Consider the following 19,758-nt stretch of genomic DNA (forward strand, 5'->3'; position numbering starts at 1 on the left):
AGGATGGCGGGCCCTGAACAGGAAACGGTGAGCAGCGTCGCAGCAACCACCCCAGCCACGATCGCGCCTGTGGTTCTGCCCAAGACCAGCAACAGCGAAAGCCTGCTGAAGATTCGCCACTCGATGAGCCACGTGATGGCCATGGCCGTCCAGAAGCTGTTTCCCACTGCCCAAGTGACCATTGGTCCCTGGACTGAAACAGGGTTTTATTACGACTTCGACAATCCGGAACCCTTTACGGAAGCTGATCTCAAGGCGATCAAGAAGGAGATGGGAAAAATCATTGGCCGCAAGCTCCCGTTAGAGCGCATTGAAGTCAGTCGAGACGAAGCAGAACGTCGAATCAAGGCTCAAAACGAACCCTACAAACTGGAAATTCTCGAGAGACTGGTCGAGCCAATCACGCTTTACACCCTGGGGGATCAGTGGTGGGATCTCTGTGCTGGTCCTCATGTGGCCAACACAAGCGAACTCAATCCAAAAGCATTTGAGCTCGAAAGTGTGGCAGGTGCTTACTGGCGTGGTGACGAAACCAAGGCTCAGCTGCAGCGCATCTATGGCACTGCGTGGGAGACCGCCGATCAACTGGCAGAGCACAGACGCCGCAAAGAAGAAGCACTCCGTCGTGACCATCGCCGCCTCGGCAAAGACCTCGATCTGTTCTCCATCGAAGACGAAGCGGGCGCCGGGCTTGTGTTCTGGCATCCCCGGGGCGCACGCATGCGTCTTCTGATTGAAGACTTCTGGAGGCAAGCGCACTTTGAAGGGGAGTACGAGCTGCTTTACACCCCCCACGTTGCGGACATCAGCCTCTGGAAGACTTCAGGACACCTCGACTTCTATGCAGAGAGCATGTTCGGCCCCATGGAGGTGGATGAGAGGCAATACCAGCTCAAGCCGATGAACTGTCCGTTCCACGTTCTGACCTACGCCAGCAAACTTCGCAGCTATAGGGAACTCCCCATTAGATGGGCGGAACTAGGAACCGTTTACCGCTACGAGCGACCTGGGGTGATGCATGGGCTGATGAGAGTGCGGGGCTTCACCCAAGACGACGCCCACGTGTTTTGCCTACCAGAACAAATCAGTGATGAAATCTTGCAAATCCTGAATCTCACAGAACGGATTCTGTCGACATTCGATTTCAGCAACTACGAGATCAACCTTTCAACAAAACCAGACAAAGCCATCGGCGATGACGCTGTCTGGGAGCTCGCCACCAAAGGCCTGATCGAAGCCTTAGAGCGCAAGGGCTGGGACTACAAAATTGATGAGGGTGGCGGAGCCTTTTACGGACCCAAGATCGACCTGAAAATCGAGGATGCGATTGGTCGAATGTGGCAGTGCTCAACCATCCAGCTCGATTTCAACTTGCCTGAGCGTTTCGGACTGGATTACATCGCAGCTGATGGAAGCAAACAGCGCCCGATCATGATTCACCGAGCGATTTTCGGTTCACTGGAACGATTTTTCGGAATCATGACCGAAAACTATGCGGGAGATTTTCCGTTTTGGCTCGCCCCAGAACAGATCCGGTTGCTGCCTGTGACCGATGAAGTACTGGGTTACGCAGAAGAGCTTCAAAACAAGCTCAAAGCAGCTGGTATTCGCGCCAGCATTGATCGCAGCGGAGACCGACTTGGGAAGCTGATCCGCACGGGAGAACAGATGAAAATCCCAGTGTTGGCTGTTATTGGAGCCAAAGAAGCTGATCAGGGCGCTGCGAGCCTGCGCAGCCGCCGCGATGGCGACCTTGGTGTGATCGCAAAGGAGCGTCTAATCACAGCGGCACAATCGGCCAACCAAGAACGGCACGCCTCACTTTGTTTTGCCGACAATGGGGGCATCGGGTAATGAGCGACCCAGCGATCACGGCTCTGGCCGATCTCAATCGATTACTCAGTGCCCCTCAGCTGAGTTCGAGCGAGCGGAAGGGTCTCAAAAGCGAGCTCATCGCTGAGATGAATAAGTTCGCCTGGTTCACAGTTGGCATCATGGCCCCCTCATCCACTGACGCGATGATCTGTCTTCGCGACCTTGAGCTGGCGATGGGTTGGCCTGCCATGCAGCTCGAGGACGAAACACCCATTGACAGCGGGGTCTTCCTAAAGGCCAACCAATCGACTGGTTGCATTCGCATCCGAGCAGAGGCGGGGCTGGGTGAAGGCTTTTTAATCAGCGGACATCAAGCTGAGTCTCAACAATTAGGTCCACAGTCAGGCCCTACATGGGGTCCCCTCCCTCTCGACCTTTTTCATAACTGAGCGTTCCAGAGCCTCATCAAAACTTGTCGATTCCGATCAAAGCCATCAGCCTTGAGCTGAGATGCGCCGATCGATCCAATGCAGGCAACGACTTACCTGGCCGGTGATCTTGGTGGCACCAAAACGCTCCTAGCGATCTACAGCGATCAAAACGGCAAGCTGAAACAAGAGCATGTCCAGCGTTACGTGTCGGCGGAATGGACGTCTCTGGACTCCATGCTCAAGCACTTCCTCCAAACACGCCCAGACGCCAACTCCAAACCTCAAACCAGCTGTTTCGCCGTCGCCGGCCCCGTGAAGAACCGTGCTGCTGAACTCACCAATTTGGGATGGAGTATCAGCCAAGAGTCACTGCAACAATCGGCCGGTTTAGAGCAGGTCGAACTCGTTAATGATTTCGCTGTTCTGATCTACGGCCTTCCACATTTCAGTGACAGCCAGCAGATCACGCTTCAAACCGGATCGGGAATCGATTCTGATGTCACCCAAGCCAAGCAGGGTCCCGTCGCCATTCTTGGAGCAGGAACAGGGCTGGGAATGGCTCGGGGACTTCCAAGCAACACAGGATGGATTGCTTTACCCAGCGAGGGTGGTCATCGAGAGTTCGCACCACGTAGCAACGACGAATGGGCCCTTGTGCAATGGCTCAAGCGTGATCTATCCCTTGAGCGGATCTCCGTGGAGAGAGTTGTAAGCGGAACCGGATTGGGCCATGTCATGCACTGGATGCTTCAGCAGTCTGAAAACGCGACGCACCCACTTCAAGAGAAGGCCAAGGCATGGAGATACAACACACCAGACCATCCTGATTATCACGATATCCCTGCTTCAACATGCCAATTCGCCAAAGCAGGCGACCAGCTTGCTAACGCTGCGATGACGCTTTGGCTCAGTGCCTACGGAGCAGCAGCAGGTGACTTGGCCTTACAGGAATTGTGCACTGGTGGGCTTTGGATCGGTGGAGGAACGGCCGAAAAAAACCAAGATGGCTTGAAGTCGATGCATTTTTTAAATGCCATGCGGCAGAAAGGGCGCTTTCAGCCTTTTTTGGAAGGTTTGACGGTGCGTGCTGTGATCGATCCGGAAGCTGGTCTGTTCAGTGCAGCTTGCAGAGCACGGAAACTAGCTGAGTCGAGTGGGACACTGGCCTGAGTGGAAACGCAGGGATGGCGCAGCCGCGTATAGGCCAAACAGTGGTAGTGGATGTTCCCGCAACCACCGCCAACATTGGACCAGGATTCGATTGTCTAGGCGCTGCTCTGGATCTCAATAACCGATTCACCATGCGTCGAATCGATGGCGATGGAGAGCGATTTGAACTGATCATCGAAGGGCAGGAGGGGTCTCATTTACGGGGAGGGCCAGACAACCTCGTGTATCGAGCAGCGCAACGGGTCTGGAAAGCAGCCGGCCAAGAGCCCATAGCCATCGAAGCTCGAGTGCGCCTAGCCGTTCCTCCAGCGAGGGGTCTAGGCAGCAGCGCCACAGCCATCGTGGCGGGACTGGTGGGTGCCAATGCCTTAGTGGGAGAGCCTCTCAGTCGAGAAAAACTGCTGGAGCTTGCAATCGATATCGAAGGACACCCAGACAATGTTGTGCCTTCGCTCCTGGGGGGGCTATGCATGACGGCAAAGGCTGCTTCTCAGCGCTGGCGAGTGGTGCGTTGCGAATGGATGCACAGCATCAAAGCAGTCGTTGCGATCCCAGCCATTCGTCTCAGCACCAGCGAAGCAAGACGGGCCATGCCGAAATCGGTCCCCATTGGTGATGCAGTGGTCAATCTTGGTGCCCTCACCCTGCTGCTGCAGGGCCTAAGGACTGGAAACGGCGATTTGATCTCAGACGGTATGCATGACCGCCTGCATGAGCCCTATCGCTGGAGGCTGATCAAAGGCGGGCAAGAAGTCAAAGAGGCTGCGCTAGCGGCTGGAGCCTGGGGATGTGCCATCAGCGGCGCAGGCCCAAGCATTTTGGCCCTGTGTTCAGAAGAGAAAGGGCAAACCGTGAGCCATGCCATGGTCAAGGCTTGGGAAGCGGCTGGCGTCGCTAGTCGCGCTCCACTGCTTAGCCTTCAGACGGCTGGGAGCCACTGGCACCCCAAAGATACTGAGTAGAATTACTCATCAAGGCCCCTGGGGCTGATAAGTTCAATCACAATCTTGCGAATGCCATGGACGCCAATTTGCCGCTGACGGCTGCGTCTCAGACAGCGTTCCCATGGCTCTCGCTCATCGTTTTGCTTCCTGCGGCGATGGCTCTGTTGATGCCATTGCTGCCAGGTGATGACACAGAGCCATCACCTTTGCCGCGAAATCTGGCCATCGGAGTCCTTCTGATCGACCTTGTGTTGATGTTGGTGGTCTTTAGTAAGCATTTCGACCCCAGCGATAGCAGTCTTCAGCTCGTTGAACGGGTCAGCTGGGTTCCATCGATCGGCTTGGAATGGTCCCTCGGCGCCGATGGACTGTCAGCTCCACTTGTTGTGCTCAGTGGGCTAGTCACGCTTTTATCCGTTGCCGCCAGCTGGAACGTTCAACACAAGACCAACTTGTACTTCGGTCTTTTACTGGTTCAAGCCTCCGCTCAGGGACTGGTCTTTCTCTCCCAGGATTTTCTGCTGTTCTTCCTCTCTTGGGAACTGGAACTCGTTCCTGTTTATCTCCTGATTGCGATCTGGGGTGGAAGCAATCGTCAATACGCAGCCACAAAATTCATCCTCTACACGGCTGTCGCATCCCTTCTAATTCTCATTAGCGGCCTTGCCCTGGCCCTATCCGGAGACAGCTTCACGCTCAACCTGACTGAGCTCGCTGCACGTTCTCCAGGAGGAACTTTTGGGTTGCTCTGTTACCTCGGCTTCCTAATCGGCTTTGGTGTGAAGTTACCGATGTTTCCACTTCACACCTGGCTTCCAGACGCCCATGGAGAGGCCAATGCTCCCGTGTCGATGTTGCTGGCTGGTGTGCTGTTGAAAATGGGCGGTTATGCCTTGCTGCGCTTCAACGTTCAGATGCTCCCCGATGCGCATCTCGTTCTTGCGCCAGCACTCATCGTTCTTGGCATCGTCAACATCATTTATGGAGCGTTGAACGCTTTCGCTCAAGACAATGTCAAACGGCGTATCGCCTGCAGCTCGGTCAGCCATATGGGCTTTGTGTTGCTTGGCATCGGTGCTGTGGATGCCCTCAGCCTGAGTGGCGCCATGCTCCAGATGATTAGTCACGGACTGATCGCAGCAGCAATGTTCTTCGTGACAGGCTGTTTTTACGAACGCACCAAAACGCTGTCCATTCCCAACATGGGCGGACTTGCGAAGGTGCTACCGATCACCTTTGCATTCTTTCTTGCCAGCTCCCTGGCCTCCCTTGCCCTTCCTGGCATGAGCGGATTCATCAGTGAAATCACAATCTTTCTGGGCATAACCAGTCAGGAAAATTTCACCACCTTGTTCCGCATCACGACGGTTGCCATCGCAGCGATTGGGCTCGTGCTTACCCCGATGTATCTCCTCTCCATGTGCAGACGAGTGTTCTTTGGCCCACGAATCCCAGCTTTGGCCTTCATCGATGACATGCGCCCACGAGAACTAGTGATCGGGCTCACCCTGATGGTGCCAACGTTGGTGATTGGAATTTGGCCCCGTATCGCCATGGATTTCTACGAAGCAGCCACCAATGCTCTCGCCAGTGATCTAGGCACTCATAGCCTGGTTGCTCTCACAACCCTGCTGCCGGCGGGCTGACATCGATGACCAACCCAGAACTCTTGCGCGGATCCGGCCTACCGCGCTTCGAGGCCATCGATGCATCCCAGGTAGAAGCTCATATCCCAGCACTGATCCAGGACTTGGGAGAACAGCTCAGCACGCTGGAATCCACGCTTCAGCAACGCCTATCTGACAACACACCGCTGAGCTGGGATGAGGTGATGACTCCACTTCACCACCTTGGGGAACGATTGCGCTGGAGCTGGGGGGTGGTGAGCCATCTCAACGGCGTCTGCAATAGCTCCGAGCTGCGCGAAGCCCACGCGGCTCAACAACCGGAGGTCGTGCGTTTTAGCAACCGCGCTGGACAGAGCCAAGTGATCCACCAGGCCCTGGAAAGCCTTCAACGGAACCCCAGTCATCCGCTGGACTCCACCCAAATCCGGATCCTTGATGCCGAGCTGTTGTCGATGCGCCATCGAGGGGTGGGCTTGAGCGGAGCGTCCCAAGAGTCCTTTAACGAAGCCAGCGAACAACTCGCTTCACTGTCCACCCGATTCAGCAATCACGTTCTCGATGCCACCCAAGGCTGGACCCTGCTGGTGCATGAAGTAGACCAACTCCGAGGCATACCGGAACGGGCCTTGCAGGCTTTGGCTGCCGCCGCCAAAGACGCTGGAGATCTGCATCGCGATGGACAAGATCCCACAGCCTTGGAGGGGCCTTGGCGTCTTGGTCTCGATATGCCCAGATACCTACCCGTCCTGACCCATGCCGACAACCGCAACCTGAGAGAAACCGTTTACCGGGCACAGGTCAGTCGAGCGAGCTCCGGAGAGCTCGACAACACTCCTCTCATCGAGGAGATCCTCGACCTACGGACCCATCAGGCTGCACGCCTTGGCTACCAAAACTGGGCCGAACGAAGCCTGGCCTCAAAAATGGCTGACAACGTACAAGCCGTTGAACAGCTTCTTGAAGAACTTCGCGTTGCAGCCCTGCCCGTCGCGGAACAAGAGATTGATGAACTGAGGGACTGTGCTCGTCATCATGGTGCGACAGAAGCGGATGATTTCAGCCCCTGGGATGTGAGCTACTGGGCGGAGAAACTTCGTCAAGAGCGGTTCAACCTCAATCAAGAGGAGTTGCGTCCATGGTTTCCACTTCCACAAGTACTAGATGGCCTTTTCCATCTTTGCGAACGCTTGTTCTCCATCCAGATTGAAGCTGCTGATGGCGAAGCACCGATCTGGCATCAGGATGTGCGCTTTTTCAGAGTCAACGATCAAGAAGGCCAACCCCTCGCAGCCTTTTATCTCGATCCCTTCAGCCGACCGGCCAGCAAGCGAGGTGGAGCCTGGATGGATGAATGTCTAAACCGGTCTCGCAATTCTGAGGGTGAGCTCACCCACCCTGTGGCCTATCTGATTTGCAACCAGACCCCACCTGCTGGAGACGTCCCAAGCCTGATGAGTTTCGAAGAGGTGGAGACCCTCTTTCATGAGTTTGGCCATGGGCTTCAACACATGCTCACCACGGTGGAACATCCTCAAGCCGCCGGAATCAACAATGTGGAATGGGACGCGGTCGAGCTTCCCAGTCAGTTCATGGAGAATTGGTGCCTTGATCACCAGACCCTGATGGGAATGGCCCGTCATTGGAAAACAGGGGAACCATTGCCTGAAGAGGACTACAACAAACTGCGCAACAGCCGCACCTTCATGCAGGGATGCGGAACGCTCCGCCAGGTTCATTTCGCTTTGACCGATTTACGTCTTCACAGCACTTGGACAACCGAGCTTGGTCAATCCCCTGATGCATTCAGACGCTCGATTGCAAACAACACAACCGTATTGCCACCGATCCCGGAAGATCGATTCCTTTGCGCCTTCGGCCATATTTTTGCTGGTGGATACTCCGCTGGTTATTACTCTTACAAGTGGGCAGAGGTCTTAAGCGCCGATGCTTTTGCCGCTTTCGAGGAAGTTGGACTCGATCGAGAAGCGGACGTACAAGCCACCGGTCAACGCTTCCGCAACACGGTTCTCAGCCTCGGAGGAAGTCAGCGTCCAGCTGATGTCTACAAATCCTTCAGGGGTCGAACGGCCAGCACTGATGCATTAATTCGCCATTCTGGACTGGCAGCAGCCGGTCGTTGAGCTTGCAGATATGGACCATGACCTGCTTGCGCTGAGTTCTAGCTGGACCCCCGCTCAATCCGCTCGATCAGAGCTGCAGTTTGAAGAAAGGGATAAGCCGTAGAGATTGTCTTGCGGAGCTCCTGAAAGACGTCGCCATGTTTATCGTGACGGCGCCAGGAGCCTGCATCACTGCCGGAACAGTTGAGAGGACCTGAGGAGTCCCCTACTCCTGGATGTATTCGCTCAATCAACAAGCAGTGATTCGATCAACAGATCGAGCGATTTGGGATGTGACATCAATTGCTGATGCGTCCAGACGGGCACAGCTGTGCTCTTCCCGATTGGAAGCACGGCTTGCCACCCAGGGCACACCATGAGATCCCAATAGCAGAAGAAGCTCAGGCACTCCACAGCCTGCAACTCGGCGTAATCGCGATTCAAGGAGCACAGCAGGGGACTACCGCGCTTCATGTCTGCCAAACCGGCAAACAACCAGCCAGGAAGGCACTGTGCTGTGAACGTTCCCTGGTGAGGGCTGCCAACACTAATGAACCGATGCGTTCGCTTGGCGCCTCCCAACTCTTGCAGCCAAGTCCGAGCAATCACCCCACCCATTGAAAAGCCAAGAAGGTCAATCGGCGTCTTCGGTCCCCAACGTTCTTGAATCAGGCCATCCAGCTGCTGAGCGAGCTTGCGTAACGGAATCGCACCGAATCGATGAGGCAAATGAGGAGAAAAGACTGAACGATGTTGTCCTTCAAGACGACGCTCCAGGCGAGAGAACAACCGGGGCGTATCGAGAAGGCCGTGCACCAAAACAAGGGGTCGGGTGGCAGCTTCAGGTTGCATCAAAAACCCTGCTGATCTGACCAATTACGCCGGCGCTCAATGGCAACCGTGCCTGTAAAACCAGGAATAGGAGGGCGGCACTTTTGCAAGACCAGATGCATTGGCAAGGGGCCATAGAGACGTTCCAACACCTCAAAGACCTCCTCACTGAAACGCTCAATGGTGAGGCAACTCAGCTCACTCACCAACATTTGAAGCGCCAGCACTGCCAGGCTGTAATCGGCGGTCGCGCTGAGATCATCGGACGTCGCCGATTCACTCAGATCTAAACCCAACGTGATGTCGAGTTGAAACCATTGGCCATCCCGTCGTTCATGGTCCAGAACTCCAACATGAGCCCAGAGGCGCAGATCATGGATATGAATCAAATCCACGGGAGTTACTTCGTAGCGGTGGGTAGATCGCGATGGCTGAACTGTTCACGCCCCTCAGCAAAATCAGCAGCGATATGCCCCTCACCGCGCAATCGGTAGCGATAGGTCACCAATCCTTCCAGCCCTACAGGACCACGCGGCGGCAAGGTCTGGGTGCTAATGCCAACCTCTGCACCAAAGCCGTAGCGAAAGCCATCAGCGAAGCGGGTTGAGCAGTTGTGATACACACCGGCGCTATCAACTGCCCGCAAGAACCGTTCTGCAGTGCCTTGATTCAGCGTTGCAATGGCCTCGGTATGGCGTGAGCCATACCTCCTTATATGTTCGAGGGCTTCGTCGAAATCCTTCACCACTCGTACAGCAAGCACGAGATCTAGATATTCCTGGCTCCAATCATCACTGGTGGCGACCTGCTCCACCCCTAAGCCTCTACTCGCCTCATCGCCGCGCAAGCACACACCAGCATCTTTGAAGGCTGGAACAGCCTTTTTTAGAAAGGTTGGCGCAATCGTCTGATGAACCAGGAGCGTCTCAATTGCATTGCAAGCCGCCGGGTATTGGGTCTTGCTATCGATCGCAATGCGCAAAGCCTGCGCACAATCGACCTCCTCATCCACATAAAAATGGCAAACACCATCGGCATGGCCAAGGACCGGAATTCGGGTGTTGTCCTGGATGAAACGGACCAGCTCGTTGCTACCCCGAGGAATAATCAAGTCCACAAGACCATCGAGCCGGAGCAGAGCCAAGCTCTCCGCTCGGGTTGTTAGTAAATCCAAGGCATCTGCAGACACCGATGTGCCATCGAGGCCCTCTTTTAACGACTGCATCACAGCGTGATTGGTGCACTTGGCCTCGCTGCCACCCTTCAGGATTGCGCCGTTGCCTGAACGAATCGCCAGTGCCGCGATTTGGATCACAGCGTCAGGCCTCGCCTCAAAAATCACCCCTAAAACCCCGAGAGGGACCGTGACGCGCTCCAAGACCAAGCCATCGGCAAGCTCGCGATGCAACTGCCTGGCACCCAGAGGGTCATCCAGTGCCGACAATTGACGAACGCCATCAATGGCTCCGGCCAGCTTGCCCGCATCCAATTTGAGACGTGCAACCAAGGCAGGGGCTAAACCATCAGCGGAGGCCTGTGCGAGATCGTCTGCATTTGCGGCAACAATGCGATCAGCATGGGTCTCAAGTGAGGAAGCCATCGACAAAAGCGCCTGTTGGCGCTGTTGATTTGAGCTCTGTCCCAAGCCAACAGCAGCACGCCGAACCGCTGTAGCCAGGAGCAACAGATCTGCTGATGGTTCGGGCACACCCTGACTGGTCATCGTCGCGCGCTTGTTCTTTGCTTCATCATCTCGTTTCGCCTCACGTCAAGCGTTCGATGGCCAGTCGTGCAGCCCCAAGACGACCTGCTCCATTCCCTAGGGCACAAGCTTCAATGCGCAGCCCTTCACGACTCACGGCCTGGACCCGTTGCTGAATTTCCTTGCGCAGCGAAGGAAGGAAATGAGAGGCAGCTCCAGATATTCCGCCACCAAGCAGAACCATTTCTGGCGTGAACATGTACACCAAAGAGCTGATCCCTACACCGAGTGTGGTCCCGTAACAGGACCACACAGCTTGCGCGTCGGCATCGCCATTCCCAGCCAAGGCTGCCAACTCAGCCGGATCTCCATCCCACAGTCGCCTCAGCGCCGAAATGTTGGCAAATTGCTCAAGGCTGCCGCCATTACCGCTGTTGCAGGAAGGTCCGTTGGGATCGAGACCAATCAGACCCGGTTCAGCCGCGGCCCCGTTGTGACCCGTGAATAAACGGCCGGAAAGCATCACGCCTCCGCCCACACCAGTACCAAGAGTGAGCATGACCACATCGGAATAACCCTGCGCCGCCCCCTTCCACGCCTCGCCCACCAAGGCACAGTTACCGTCATTGGCCAGGGTGACTCGTCGCTGAAGACGAGGCTCCAACCAATCAGCAAGAGGCACCTCCTCCCAACCAGGCAAGTTGATACAAACTCTTGCCACACGCGCCCTCACATCCATCGGACCGGGCAAACCGATCCCAACGAGCAAGGCGCGGTGATCGGGATCCAAAGCTTCAATCGCTTCGACCAAGGCGATACAAACAGCACCTGGTGTTGCTGGCTGAGGGGTTTGTATCTGCTGCTTCTGAAGAAGAAAGCCGTCTGCTGAGAAACGACCCAGCTTGATCGCCGTTCCACCCAAATCAACTCCGATCACTTCCGAGGGATACATCACTTAGAACCGGAAGAAAAGCTGCAGTTGGCTTTGCCAAGTACCTTGGGAATCAACAGCCCCAGAAATGCTTAGATTTTGATCTATTTGGTAACTAAGGCTTCCCTGAGGAGGAATATCATTGCGATTAGGTGCAGCTAGAATAGATAAATCAAAGCGGTCCGTAATGTTCACTCCAAAATCAGTCAAAACTGCCATTTGTGGCGGAACACGACCTGAAACTCGCTCACTATTGTCATCCACTGCAGGCGTGACATAAGTGGGATAGAGAGCGAATTGAAGCCTCTGTTGAAAAGCATCGGTGAATGTTCCCAACACCGGTGAAAGCAGAGATTGGCCAAGCACCGCTGCTAGAGCAGTGCCTGCACCTGCGCCAGAGAGTCCGGCTAACGAGTTACCACCGATTAAGCCAAGCAACTGGGGCTGCGACATTGGAGGCGAGCTTCTTAAACGAATGCCATTAGAGAGACGATTAGCTGGACCTTCGGCTTGAAGCATCACTTTCACCAAACGCAATTCACCTCCAGCGCCAAGAGTGCCTGTGCCATTGGTATCAAAAACGGTTGTGTTTGAAGGATTACTCCCAAAACCAAGGTTGACACTATCTGAGACCCTGGTCTTCATTGCAATATCCATATAAGGGATCAGACCCTGCGAAGGAGTGAAGACAGCCACATTCGGAGCTTTACGATCCAAATTAAAGTTGCTCGTGAACAGCCAAATACGCCCTGTAAGCAACTGCAATACACCTCTTAGCTCAATATTTGGATCCAGAGGACCATTAAGAGAGATTGATCCTGCTGTGGTGAAATTGGCTAAATCAGGCAAAGTAGTTAAAGATTTGACTTGGACTTTCAAATCAGGTCCAAACCGCACCCGAAAGTCGTCAAAAGTAATGAATGGCAAATTGGGTAGAGATGTCTTAAAACTCTTATTTGGATTTTCCTCAACATTGGGTCCGAGCGAAACAAGTGGGGCTTTAAAATTCCAATCTTCTTCAAGCAAAGCATTAGCTGAGATGAAAGAGCTGGCAGGATCCACCTGATTGCCCTTCTTAGCACTATCTGCATTACTGGTTTTTGATCTTCTGAACAGAGATCGGTTCGGAGTAATCGCCCCTTCACTCAACTGAAGATTCCCTTGGAAATCGGGACTCACAAGTGCTCCTCTCACGAGAAGATCAGCAGCAACTGCTACATCAGCGGTGGGCACCTTGATTCGAGCCTGCTCAACAGTGATCGCCAGCGGCACCTCCTCCGGCGCAGGATTAAACAACTTCAGTGCTCCACTGGCCTGAATGGTTCCTGAGCGACCAATTCGCCCCTTAAATTCCTGCACCTCAAGGCGATCGAAATCGAACAAAATGGAACTTTTGACCTTGCTAATAATTTGGTTCTGAACAACAAATTCGCCATCATTCATCACGATGAATCCATTGGCCTCAGGGGCCAGAAGGCTGCCGCCAATTAACAACCTGAGATCAGTATTTCCCTGACTCCAAGCGACCACATCTCTTGACAATCCAGCCAGGAAGTGAAGACCATCACCATGACTTTCAACCCTGACATCCAAGGGTCGCTCGGGCGTCAGGGGGACTTGCCCAATCAACGTCAGCGGCTCATCAGCACCCTCTGCCCGCAAAGCCAAATCAAGCTGCAACGACTCATTAGCAAGCAAAACCTGACCACGATCGAGTGCAATCGGCTCCTGACCCACACGGGCCTCCTCCAGCACCAGCTCCGTCGTCAGTTTTGGTGACCCCTGACCCAAGCGATAGCTGCCCGAAAGCCCCAAAGCCCCTTGTAAGGCTGGTGGCACAGGTGCCACCAGTGCAAGAAGGCTGAACGGCAAATGTGCCAAAGAGAAGCTGCCTTCTCCGGCATGCAGGGGCCCCTTGAGCTCAGCGATGAACGGTTTCACCTGCAGGGCAAGATCTTCGTCTTCACCATCGATCCAAAGATGACCTCGCGCGGTGAGATCCACCTCGAGGCGATTAAAACTTGGCCCCTGAACATCAACAACAGCGTCGACTTGACCGCTTAGATCTTCAGGATGAAACGCTTTTTTCTCTCTGCGATCACGACGGGCATCCGCTAGTGCCAATTGCGATCCCCTAAGGGCCCTCAACTGACCATCCAGAGATCCACCAAAGGTGTTGACCAACAAGGTGCCTAGGTCAGTGGCATCGCCCTGATACGGGGGCAGAGCCTGGGTCAGCTGTGGGAGGCTGAGCGCACTGGCTGTTAGCCAGCGCGCACTCAAGCCACGGGCCTGAAGGTTGGCGTTCAGTCCAGCATTGCGATATCCATCAGCCTCAAAAGTGATCTGCCCGCTATCACGAGGCAACAGCTCGCCGCTGATGTCATACCGATCATTTTTGTACTTGGCAGTGATCAGAGCTTGGCGCAACTGAATCCCCAGCAATCCCGGTTGCGCAAGCTTCAGATCGGCCGACATGCTCCAAGGCCCCAAGCTCAAATCACCCGAACCACTTAAACGGCCATATACCCCTTCCCATCGCGGTTTTGGAGGCAAGACCAACTCAAAACCATCCACACTCAGGTCTTTTGCTGTCCAGCGGTAAAGGGCAGGGCTACCACTGATCTGAAGCTCACCGTTCCTGCGCTGTAAGCGAAAGCTTTCTGGCAACCAATTGTCCCCGATTTGAGCCTCCAAGGAGCCAGGAATCAAAGCTCCAACGGATGCCATCTGGAGCTGACCACCACCACCAGGTCGTCCTTTTAAACGGCCTTTCCAACGTTCAATAAGGCGAATAGCTCCCGCACGAGGGCTATGGACTTCGATCTGAAGATCAGGCTGCAACGACTGAAGAGGACCACGAACCTCCCCATGGGCCGCAATCGTGCCGTCCATCGTCGTGCCAAGAAGAGAACCGATCCTGCTGAGCGGATAGGCCCGTAAGCGCACATTGGATTGCAACGCGCCAAACTTCAGCCCACCCTTCCCGATTTGAAGGGGCAATACAGCATCTGCATTGAGCTGAGGGCTGCTGAAGCGATTCAGACTCAATAAGCCCTGATCTGAGGACCAATCGGCCTGAAGAGACCAACGTTCAAGCAAAGGATTGCTGTCCTGGTGGAGCGCCAACTGAAGTTGAGGCGACAGGCTGGGGCCTAACAGACGCAACTCTCCATTGAGAGAGGCTTTGGTCCCCAACAGCTCAGGAATCAAAGGGAGTCCCTTCCAGGCACTCCCCACCAGTTGAAGCTGCTTCGTCTTGATATCCAGTAGCGGATACAAGGCACCCTGCGCCTTAACCGATACACCTGGAGCCTCTAAAGCCAATGTTTCGAGCCTGGCTTTCCATGCCTTCGGGCGGCGCCCATCTCCACGCACCTGCAGATCAATCGCAACGGGTTGATCCAGCACGTTGGCCTCGGGAAATCGCCATCGCCCTGAAAGTTTGAAACGGGGCTGAGACCAGTCACCATCAAGGCTCAGAGCCAACTGATTGTCCTGATTCAGCTCCTTCAGGGTGGCGCTTAAATCAAAGCGCTGATTCAGATCAAAGCGACCGCCCAAACTGGCCCTATAAGGGCCATACCGCCACTGACTGCGGGGAATCGTGAGTCGATCCACATCACAGTGGAGGCGCAGCTGTCGCGATGCAAGCGTGTGCTGAAGCGGCTTACCGCTGGCCCTCAAGCCCACGATGGAAAGTCCACCACCACAGCTGGTCTGACCTCGATTCCATTCGAAACTGAGATCACCACCTACTTGGCCCCTCAGTTGGATGGGCTGCGCCATCGGAAGCAACCCTTGCAAGCGGTCCAGGCGAATCCGCTTCAGACGCGTCGTGAGCAGAAATTCAGGACGATCCCAGTGAGCCCTCCCTCTCACCTTCACCGAGCCTCGATCGGGGAGACCAATTTGAAAAGCACCATCAGCCCATTTCTCATTGAGACGGAGACGGGTAGCTCCCGCCAAAGAGAGTTGAAGGTCGGATGGCTCAACACGAATTTGAGCTGGATCGATCAGCCGCACTCGCAGGTCGACTCGATGAAGAAACTCACCGTTTGGCCGAGGGCCTGGCACCCAAAACTGCCCTTGCTGATTGCGGCTTAGGGAGACGTTGGTCCCTTTCAGTCGGGCTACGACCACCAGCCGCAAATGGCGAATACTGGAGAGAGGATCAATCCCCAAGCTGAGTTTCTGGACACGAAGGGTTGAGGCATCCTTCGTTCCAGGAAGAATTTTGATCGGTCCGATCCCAATTCCATCAAGACCAAGACCGCGATAAGGGCCGATCTCAATCGGATGCCCAAGTGGTACTGAAAATTGCTGTTCAAGGGAAGGACGCAGGCCATTCACCGCCCGTGCAATTAATCGGTCAGCAGTGATCCAAACGGCAGCAGCAGCAACAACTGTGAGGCCAAGCCCAGAGATCACCACTCGTGGAGCCATCGCGCTTTTGCCTGTGCTCCCCATTGATGAGCGTCATCCCAGCCAAGGTCGACGCAATATAGGGAGGAGATTTGACAGTAACCAGCCCATGCCGCTGCCTGAATTATTGGAGGTATCCAGCAAATGGCTGGCCTGGAGTGGTCTGGGCCTCTCTGTTCTAACGGTGGTTGCGTTCGTTACCCGTTGGGGACTGCGTTTTCGCCTTGTTGGCGTCAGTAGCTTTACGTTCTTATTAGCGGTGAGTTGCTGGGCTTTTTCAATTAGTTATTCGCCCCCAGTGCGCGTGGAAGGAGCTCGACAAGTGCCAATTGTGTTTGATAACGGCACCGATCTTGTGGTGGCACAGGCTTCCAATGATTTTGAACAAGAAGCGATTACACCCACCCTGAACCAGATCGCTGAGAACCTCCGCCCCGGAGGCCGCAGCAGGGAAGTGCGTGTTCGACTTCGGCAGCTTCAGGCCGTGAGCGAAGGAACCTCAAAACCCGTGGTGCTCGGAGAAACCAAACGAGACTTCAGTCAGGGATGACCGCAAATGCCCCTCTCCATGCATTGCCGCAGGGTTTTCGCGATGAGCAGCTTGATTTGCAAAAGGCTGGTATTACCAACTGGGGGCAGTTACGCGAGCTCACAGATCAAAACCTCAGCCGTCTTGTCGCAACTGGGCGTTCCACAGCACGCAATCTCAAACGCCTCCGCGGCATCGCTGAGCTGGTGTGCTGTTTAGAACTTGCCCCAGCCGATGCGGCTTTATTGATGCACTCAGGCTTTGCAACGGTCGCATCCATCGCCACCTCCTCCCCGCAGGAGATTACGAACCGCACCGGACGCCTGGAACGCCAACTAGGAAGCGGCAGAGCTCCGGTTGTGGATCTTGCGATTGCCAAACACTGGATCCTGCTGGCGAAAGCCAGGCAAACCACGAACTGACCGCTCAAGGCTGCAACCCTGGTCTCACCCCTATGGAATAGCTCTAGTTATTAAAGGAGGAACCATGCGTCCCCTCCAACAAGCTTTCGTCAAGACTTGGACTTTGAGCCAACTGACGATTCGATGCTTATCACTCTCGATGTTGATATTCGCTTCAGCAGGGCTCGCTCAATCCAGCCTTTTAGAGAGCGTTAAGCGAAACCCAGCGGAAGCCAAAGCGCTTTGCCAGTCCTTCAGAGCCATGAACAGCAATGGCCAGTCAGCATTGTCATCTGAAGCCATCAATCAGCTGGCAAGTCAACGCAACCTGAGCACAACCAATGCAGAAATCTTGGCTACTTACGTGATCGGACTGCATTGCTCGGATGTCCGCTGATCAGAGGTTCGCTGACGCGACATTGATCACCCCTGATGGCGTGTCTTTGGTGTCGCGCATCTGGACCCCACAGGGGGCTGGTCCATGGCCCACCCTGCTAATGAGACAGCCCTACGGACGGGCGATTGCTTCCACCGTGACCCTCCCCCACCCGCTCTGGTGGACCGACCAAGGATTTGCAATCGTCGTCCAAGATGTTCGCGGACAGGGGAGTTCGGATGGGACGTTTCAAGGGTTCGGCCAAGAAGCTGTCGATACCGCCGCGACCCTGACTTGGCTGCGCGAGCGGCCCGAATGCAATGGCCGCATTGGCCTTTTTGGATTGTCCTATCAAGGGCTAACTCAGCTGCTTGCACCACCGGACTGCCCAGCTCCAGATTGCCTCGCACCAGCCATGTGCGGCTTGGATGAACGGGAGCATTGGAGTTGCGAAGGAGGCGCTCACTGGTGGCACCTCGGCCTTGGCTGGGGCTTGCAGCTTGCAGCCCTGCAAGCCAAGCGCCGCAACGATCCAGTCGTCTGGGACGAGATCCACAGCGCTTTGGTCGATGGTCGCTATCTCCACGAAGGAGAAAGGCTCTTGGAGCGACATGACCCCGAGGGAATGGCCTTGCGCTGGTTGAAACAACCTGCAGATCAGGCCGAAGGCTGGACTCTCCATCGCCCACCAGAAGCCTGGCTCCGCAAACCCATGCTGCTGATCGGCGGCTGGTGGGATCCCCATTTGCGAGGTCTCCTCGACCTTCTCAATACGGCCCGATCCAGGGGCGGCAATCCAGAACTTCACATCGGCCCAGCCACCCATCTGCAGTGGTGGCCAGAAACCAACCAACTTCTGCTGGATTTTTTCAATCAAAATCTCAAAAGTTCCCCGACCCACAGCCAAGACCAGACAGCAGAGATCAGGCTTTGGGATCAAGGCGATGCCACCTGGTCTCGTCAAAGTGGAAACGAGTGCCCCAGCGCCTGTTGGCATCTGGGCAGCAAAGGGTTGGCTTGCCTTGATCTCAGCGATGGGACATTGCTCGATACAGCGATGTCTGGATCTGGAACCTGCGTCATCGTTCATGACCCATGGCGACCCGCACCGGCCGTTGGCGGGCATTTGAGTCCTACGGCTGGGCCGTGCGACCGGAGGGTGGTTGATCAACGCTCGGACGTAGCCGTCTTTAGCTCCACGCCGCTCCAAACAGCTCTCCAGCTATGCGGTCGCCCGCTCTTGAAATTAAAGGTGTCTGCAGATCAGCCAGCCTTTGATCTTTGCGCTGCACTTTCAAGACTCCCCGCTGATGGAGAGGAGGTGCAGCAGCTCTCAACAGGTGTGTTGCGAGTGAGACGGGCCATTGACTCCGAATTCGGCAACATCACACTGGAACTGCAGCCGTTGCTCGTGAGCTTCCAACCTGGAGATCGACTTCGGCTCTCGCTTGCGGGGGCCTCATGGCCGGCCATTGGTGTCAATCCAGGAGATGGGGAGCAATGCTTTGGCCCAGCCAACAGCGATTGCCGCGTCATCACCCTTTGCTTACACCTGGATGAGGCGACACTGCAAATGGCGCCACTGCTCGTTCCCCAAGCCGGATGAACTCCGGCAAACTAACTCCATTGTTGCCCCACATTCATGAAGCTCTCTTCCTGCCTTCTGGTCTGCGCTCTCGCGGCACCGATGCTGCAGGCGTTCCCTGTGCCAGAGGCACGAGGAGAACAGCTTTTGGCCCAGGGAGCGCTGGCCCCACGTACTCCTCTGAGTGCCAGTGAAGCCAGTGAAGCAGCAGATTCATTGTTGACGGCCCTACAAACCCGTAACGCCCAGGCTTTATTTGATCGCCTATCCACCCCACTGCAAAACGCAACCACCGTTGAAGCCGTGAAGGGGCGCTTAAACCATGCGCATCGCATCCAATCCACGCGTGTTGTGGCGATTTATCCAGGAATGGATGACACCACCGTGGATGTGATTGCCCAAACCGACCAGGGAAGCAAGGAGCTGCTTCTCGTTCTTGACGATGAAGGCAAGCTAGTGGCCTGGAAGTGGCTGGGTGAAACGCTGCCGATCGAGACAACGGCTCTCAAATTTGTTCGCGATCTCAACGCACAACGCTGGATTGCAGCTCGCTACTACCTTTCACTTGATTTTCAAAAAGAGATTTCTCCAGAAGATCTAGAGCGCAAGTGGAGCAAATTGAGCCGCGTCCTAGGTGGTGTAAAGCGGATCAAAAACGCTGTGATTTCCAGCAGAGGAGCCGAACAACAACTCGTTCTGGTCACCATTGAATTTGGAACCGTGACCGACAACTTGTTTGTCATTTTCGATGCTCAAGGCCGGATCATCAACGTGGACTTCTCAGAGGATCTGGTCTGATCCCAAAAACTCGGGGGAATCCATGCAGCCAAGGCGGGTTTTCCGCCTAAGCTCCCGGCCTAACGAAGTCCA

The 19,758-nt window shown here is 55.1% G+C and carries 16 protein-coding genes; 11 read left to right on the top strand and 5 right to left on the bottom strand.

Annotated features, from left to right (window positions below; translation table 11 throughout):
- Positions 1–3 precede the first annotated feature (3 nt).
- The 6 genes from thrS to SynPROS91_RS07650 all read left to right on the top strand — a co-directional run bounded on the left by thrS (position 4) and on the right by SynPROS91_RS07650 (position 8,129).
- Entirely contained in the window at positions 4–1,854 is a 1,851-nt protein-coding gene (gene thrS, locus SynPROS91_RS07625) for a threonine--tRNA ligase (protein WP_186515888.1), read from the top strand.
- Positions 1,854–2,264, top strand: coding sequence for a DUF1824 family protein (locus tag SynPROS91_RS07630; protein WP_186515889.1), 411 nt, complete (start codon positions 1,854–1,856; stop codon positions 2,262–2,264). Before thrS ends, SynPROS91_RS07630 begins: the two co-directional genes overlap by 1 nt.
- A gap of 78 nt (positions 2,265–2,342) precedes the next feature.
- On the top strand, positions 2,343–3,416 hold the full coding sequence (glk, locus tag SynPROS91_RS07635) for a glucokinase (RefSeq protein ID WP_186515890.1): 1,074 nt from the start codon (positions 2,343–2,345) through the stop codon (positions 3,414–3,416).
- A 14-nt stretch (positions 3,417–3,430) separates the two neighbouring features.
- Positions 3,431–4,378 (top strand): homoserine kinase, encoded by a 948-nt coding sequence (thrB, locus tag SynPROS91_RS07640; protein WP_186515891.1) that lies wholly within the window; start codon positions 3,431–3,433, stop codon positions 4,376–4,378.
- Positions 4,379–4,434: 56 nt separating this feature from the next.
- Positions 4,435–6,006: an NAD(P)H-quinone oxidoreductase subunit 4 gene (locus tag SynPROS91_RS07645; protein WP_186515892.1), complete on the top strand. Its 1,572-nt coding sequence runs from the start codon at positions 4,435–4,437 to the stop codon at positions 6,004–6,006.
- Positions 6,007–6,011: 5 nt separating this feature from the next.
- Entirely contained in the window at positions 6,012–8,129 is a 2,118-nt protein-coding gene (locus tag SynPROS91_RS07650; protein ID WP_186515893.1) for a M3 family metallopeptidase, read from the top strand.
- A 225-nt stretch (positions 8,130–8,354) separates the two neighbouring features.
- Here the strand turns inward: SynPROS91_RS07650 and SynPROS91_RS07655 are convergent, their stop codons facing one another.
- The 5 genes from SynPROS91_RS07655 to SynPROS91_RS07675 are packed head-to-tail and all read right to left on the bottom strand — an operon-like array spanning position 8,355 to position 16,018.
- The gene (locus SynPROS91_RS07655; protein ID WP_186515894.1) at positions 8,355–8,960 is read right to left on the bottom strand and encodes a triacylglycerol lipase; all 606 of its coding nucleotides are present in this window, start codon (positions 8,958–8,960) and stop codon (positions 8,355–8,357) included.
- A complete protein-coding gene (locus SynPROS91_RS07660; protein WP_186515895.1) occupies positions 8,960–9,334 on the bottom strand; it encodes a dihydroneopterin aldolase in 375 nt (124 codons plus the stop codon). Before SynPROS91_RS07660 ends, SynPROS91_RS07655 begins: the two co-directional genes overlap by 1 nt.
- A gap of 5 nt (positions 9,335–9,339) precedes the next feature.
- Positions 9,340–10,662 (bottom strand): glutamate-5-semialdehyde dehydrogenase, encoded by a 1,323-nt coding sequence (locus tag SynPROS91_RS07665; RefSeq protein WP_186515896.1) that lies wholly within the window; start codon positions 10,660–10,662, stop codon positions 9,340–9,342.
- A gap of 40 nt (positions 10,663–10,702) precedes the next feature.
- Positions 10,703–11,593, bottom strand: a complete 891-nt coding sequence (locus tag SynPROS91_RS07670) for an ROK family protein (RefSeq protein ID WP_186515897.1) — start codon at positions 11,591–11,593, stop codon at positions 10,703–10,705.
- A gap of 3 nt (positions 11,594–11,596) precedes the next feature.
- Positions 11,597–16,018 (bottom strand): translocation/assembly module TamB domain-containing protein, encoded by a 4,422-nt coding sequence (locus SynPROS91_RS07675; RefSeq protein ID WP_186515898.1) that lies wholly within the window; start codon positions 16,016–16,018, stop codon positions 11,597–11,599.
- Between the two features lie 88 nt (positions 16,019–16,106).
- On the opposite strand from SynPROS91_RS07675, the gene SynPROS91_RS07680 reads away from it, so the two are divergent.
- The 5 genes from SynPROS91_RS07680 (at position 16,107) to SynPROS91_RS07700 (ending at position 19,686) form a co-directional block, all read left to right on the top strand.
- Positions 16,107–16,547 carry a Ycf51 family protein gene (locus SynPROS91_RS07680; RefSeq protein WP_186519625.1) on the top strand — a complete coding sequence of 147 codons (441 nt, stop codon included), beginning with the start codon at positions 16,107–16,109 and terminating at the stop codon, positions 16,545–16,547.
- Positions 16,544–16,948 carry a DUF4332 domain-containing protein gene (locus SynPROS91_RS07685; RefSeq protein WP_186515899.1) on the top strand — a complete coding sequence of 135 codons (405 nt, stop codon included), beginning with the start codon at positions 16,544–16,546 and terminating at the stop codon, positions 16,946–16,948. Before SynPROS91_RS07680 ends, SynPROS91_RS07685 begins: the two co-directional genes overlap by 4 nt.
- A 139-nt stretch (positions 16,949–17,087) precedes the next feature.
- On the top strand, positions 17,088–17,324 hold the full coding sequence (locus SynPROS91_RS07690) for a hypothetical protein (RefSeq protein ID WP_255439683.1): 237 nt from the start codon (positions 17,088–17,090) through the stop codon (positions 17,322–17,324).
- Positions 17,314–18,909 (top strand): CocE/NonD family hydrolase, encoded by a 1,596-nt coding sequence (locus tag SynPROS91_RS07695; RefSeq protein WP_186515901.1) that lies wholly within the window; start codon positions 17,314–17,316, stop codon positions 18,907–18,909. The genes SynPROS91_RS07690 and SynPROS91_RS07695 overlap by 11 nt, the downstream gene beginning before the upstream one ends.
- A gap of 36 nt (positions 18,910–18,945) precedes the next feature.
- The gene (locus SynPROS91_RS07700; protein WP_186515902.1) at positions 18,946–19,686 is read left to right on the top strand and encodes a DUF3887 domain-containing protein; all 741 of its coding nucleotides are present in this window, start codon (positions 18,946–18,948) and stop codon (positions 19,684–19,686) included.
- The last annotated feature ends 72 nt before the right edge of the window (positions 19,687–19,758 follow it).

The organism is Synechococcus sp. PROS-9-1, assembly GCF_014279775.1.
GTDB lineage: Bacteria > Cyanobacteriota > Cyanobacteriia > PCC-6307 > Cyanobiaceae > Synechococcus_C.

What these genes read in the sequence shown, in the direction of transcription:
- glk (WP_186515890.1), top strand. Translation starts at nt 2,343, where the DNA reads ATGCAGGCAACGACTTACCTGGCCGGTGATCTTGGTGGCACCAAAACG.
- SynPROS91_RS07665 (WP_186515896.1), bottom strand. Translation starts at nt 10,662, where the DNA reads ATGACCAGTCAGGGTGTGCCCGAACCATCAGCAGATCTGTTGCTCCTG.
- SynPROS91_RS07695 (WP_186515901.1), top strand. Translation starts at nt 17,314, where the DNA reads ATGTCCGCTGATCAGAGGTTCGCTGACGCGACATTGATCACCCCTGAT.
- thrB (WP_186515891.1), top strand. Translation starts at nt 3,431, where the DNA reads ATGGCGCAGCCGCGTATAGGCCAAACAGTGGTAGTGGATGTTCCCGCA.
- SynPROS91_RS07630 (WP_186515889.1), top strand. Translation starts at nt 1,854, where the DNA reads ATGAGCGACCCAGCGATCACGGCTCTGGCCGATCTCAATCGATTACTC.
- SynPROS91_RS07670 (WP_186515897.1), bottom strand. Translation starts at nt 11,593, where the DNA reads ATGTATCCCTCGGAAGTGATCGGAGTTGATTTGGGTGGAACGGCGATC.
- SynPROS91_RS07675 (WP_186515898.1), bottom strand. Translation starts at nt 16,018, where the DNA reads ATGGCTCCACGAGTGGTGATCTCTGGGCTTGGCCTCACAGTTGTTGCT.
- SynPROS91_RS07680 (WP_186519625.1), top strand. Translation starts at nt 16,107, where the DNA reads ATGCCGCTGCCTGAATTATTGGAGGTATCCAGCAAATGGCTGGCCTGG.
- SynPROS91_RS07690 (WP_255439683.1), top strand. Translation starts at nt 17,088, where the DNA reads ATGTTGATATTCGCTTCAGCAGGGCTCGCTCAATCCAGCCTTTTAGAG.
- SynPROS91_RS07645 (WP_186515892.1), top strand. Translation starts at nt 4,435, where the DNA reads ATGGACGCCAATTTGCCGCTGACGGCTGCGTCTCAGACAGCGTTCCCA.
- SynPROS91_RS07685 (WP_186515899.1), top strand. Translation starts at nt 16,544, where the DNA reads ATGACCGCAAATGCCCCTCTCCATGCATTGCCGCAGGGTTTTCGCGAT.
- thrS (WP_186515888.1), top strand. Translation starts at nt 4, where the DNA reads ATGGCGGGCCCTGAACAGGAAACGGTGAGCAGCGTCGCAGCAACCACC.
- SynPROS91_RS07650 (WP_186515893.1), top strand. Translation starts at nt 6,012, where the DNA reads ATGACCAACCCAGAACTCTTGCGCGGATCCGGCCTACCGCGCTTCGAG.
- SynPROS91_RS07655 (WP_186515894.1), bottom strand. Translation starts at nt 8,960, where the DNA reads ATGCAACCTGAAGCTGCCACCCGACCCCTTGTTTTGGTGCACGGCCTT.
- SynPROS91_RS07700 (WP_186515902.1), top strand. Translation starts at nt 18,946, where the DNA reads ATGAAGCTCTCTTCCTGCCTTCTGGTCTGCGCTCTCGCGGCACCGATG.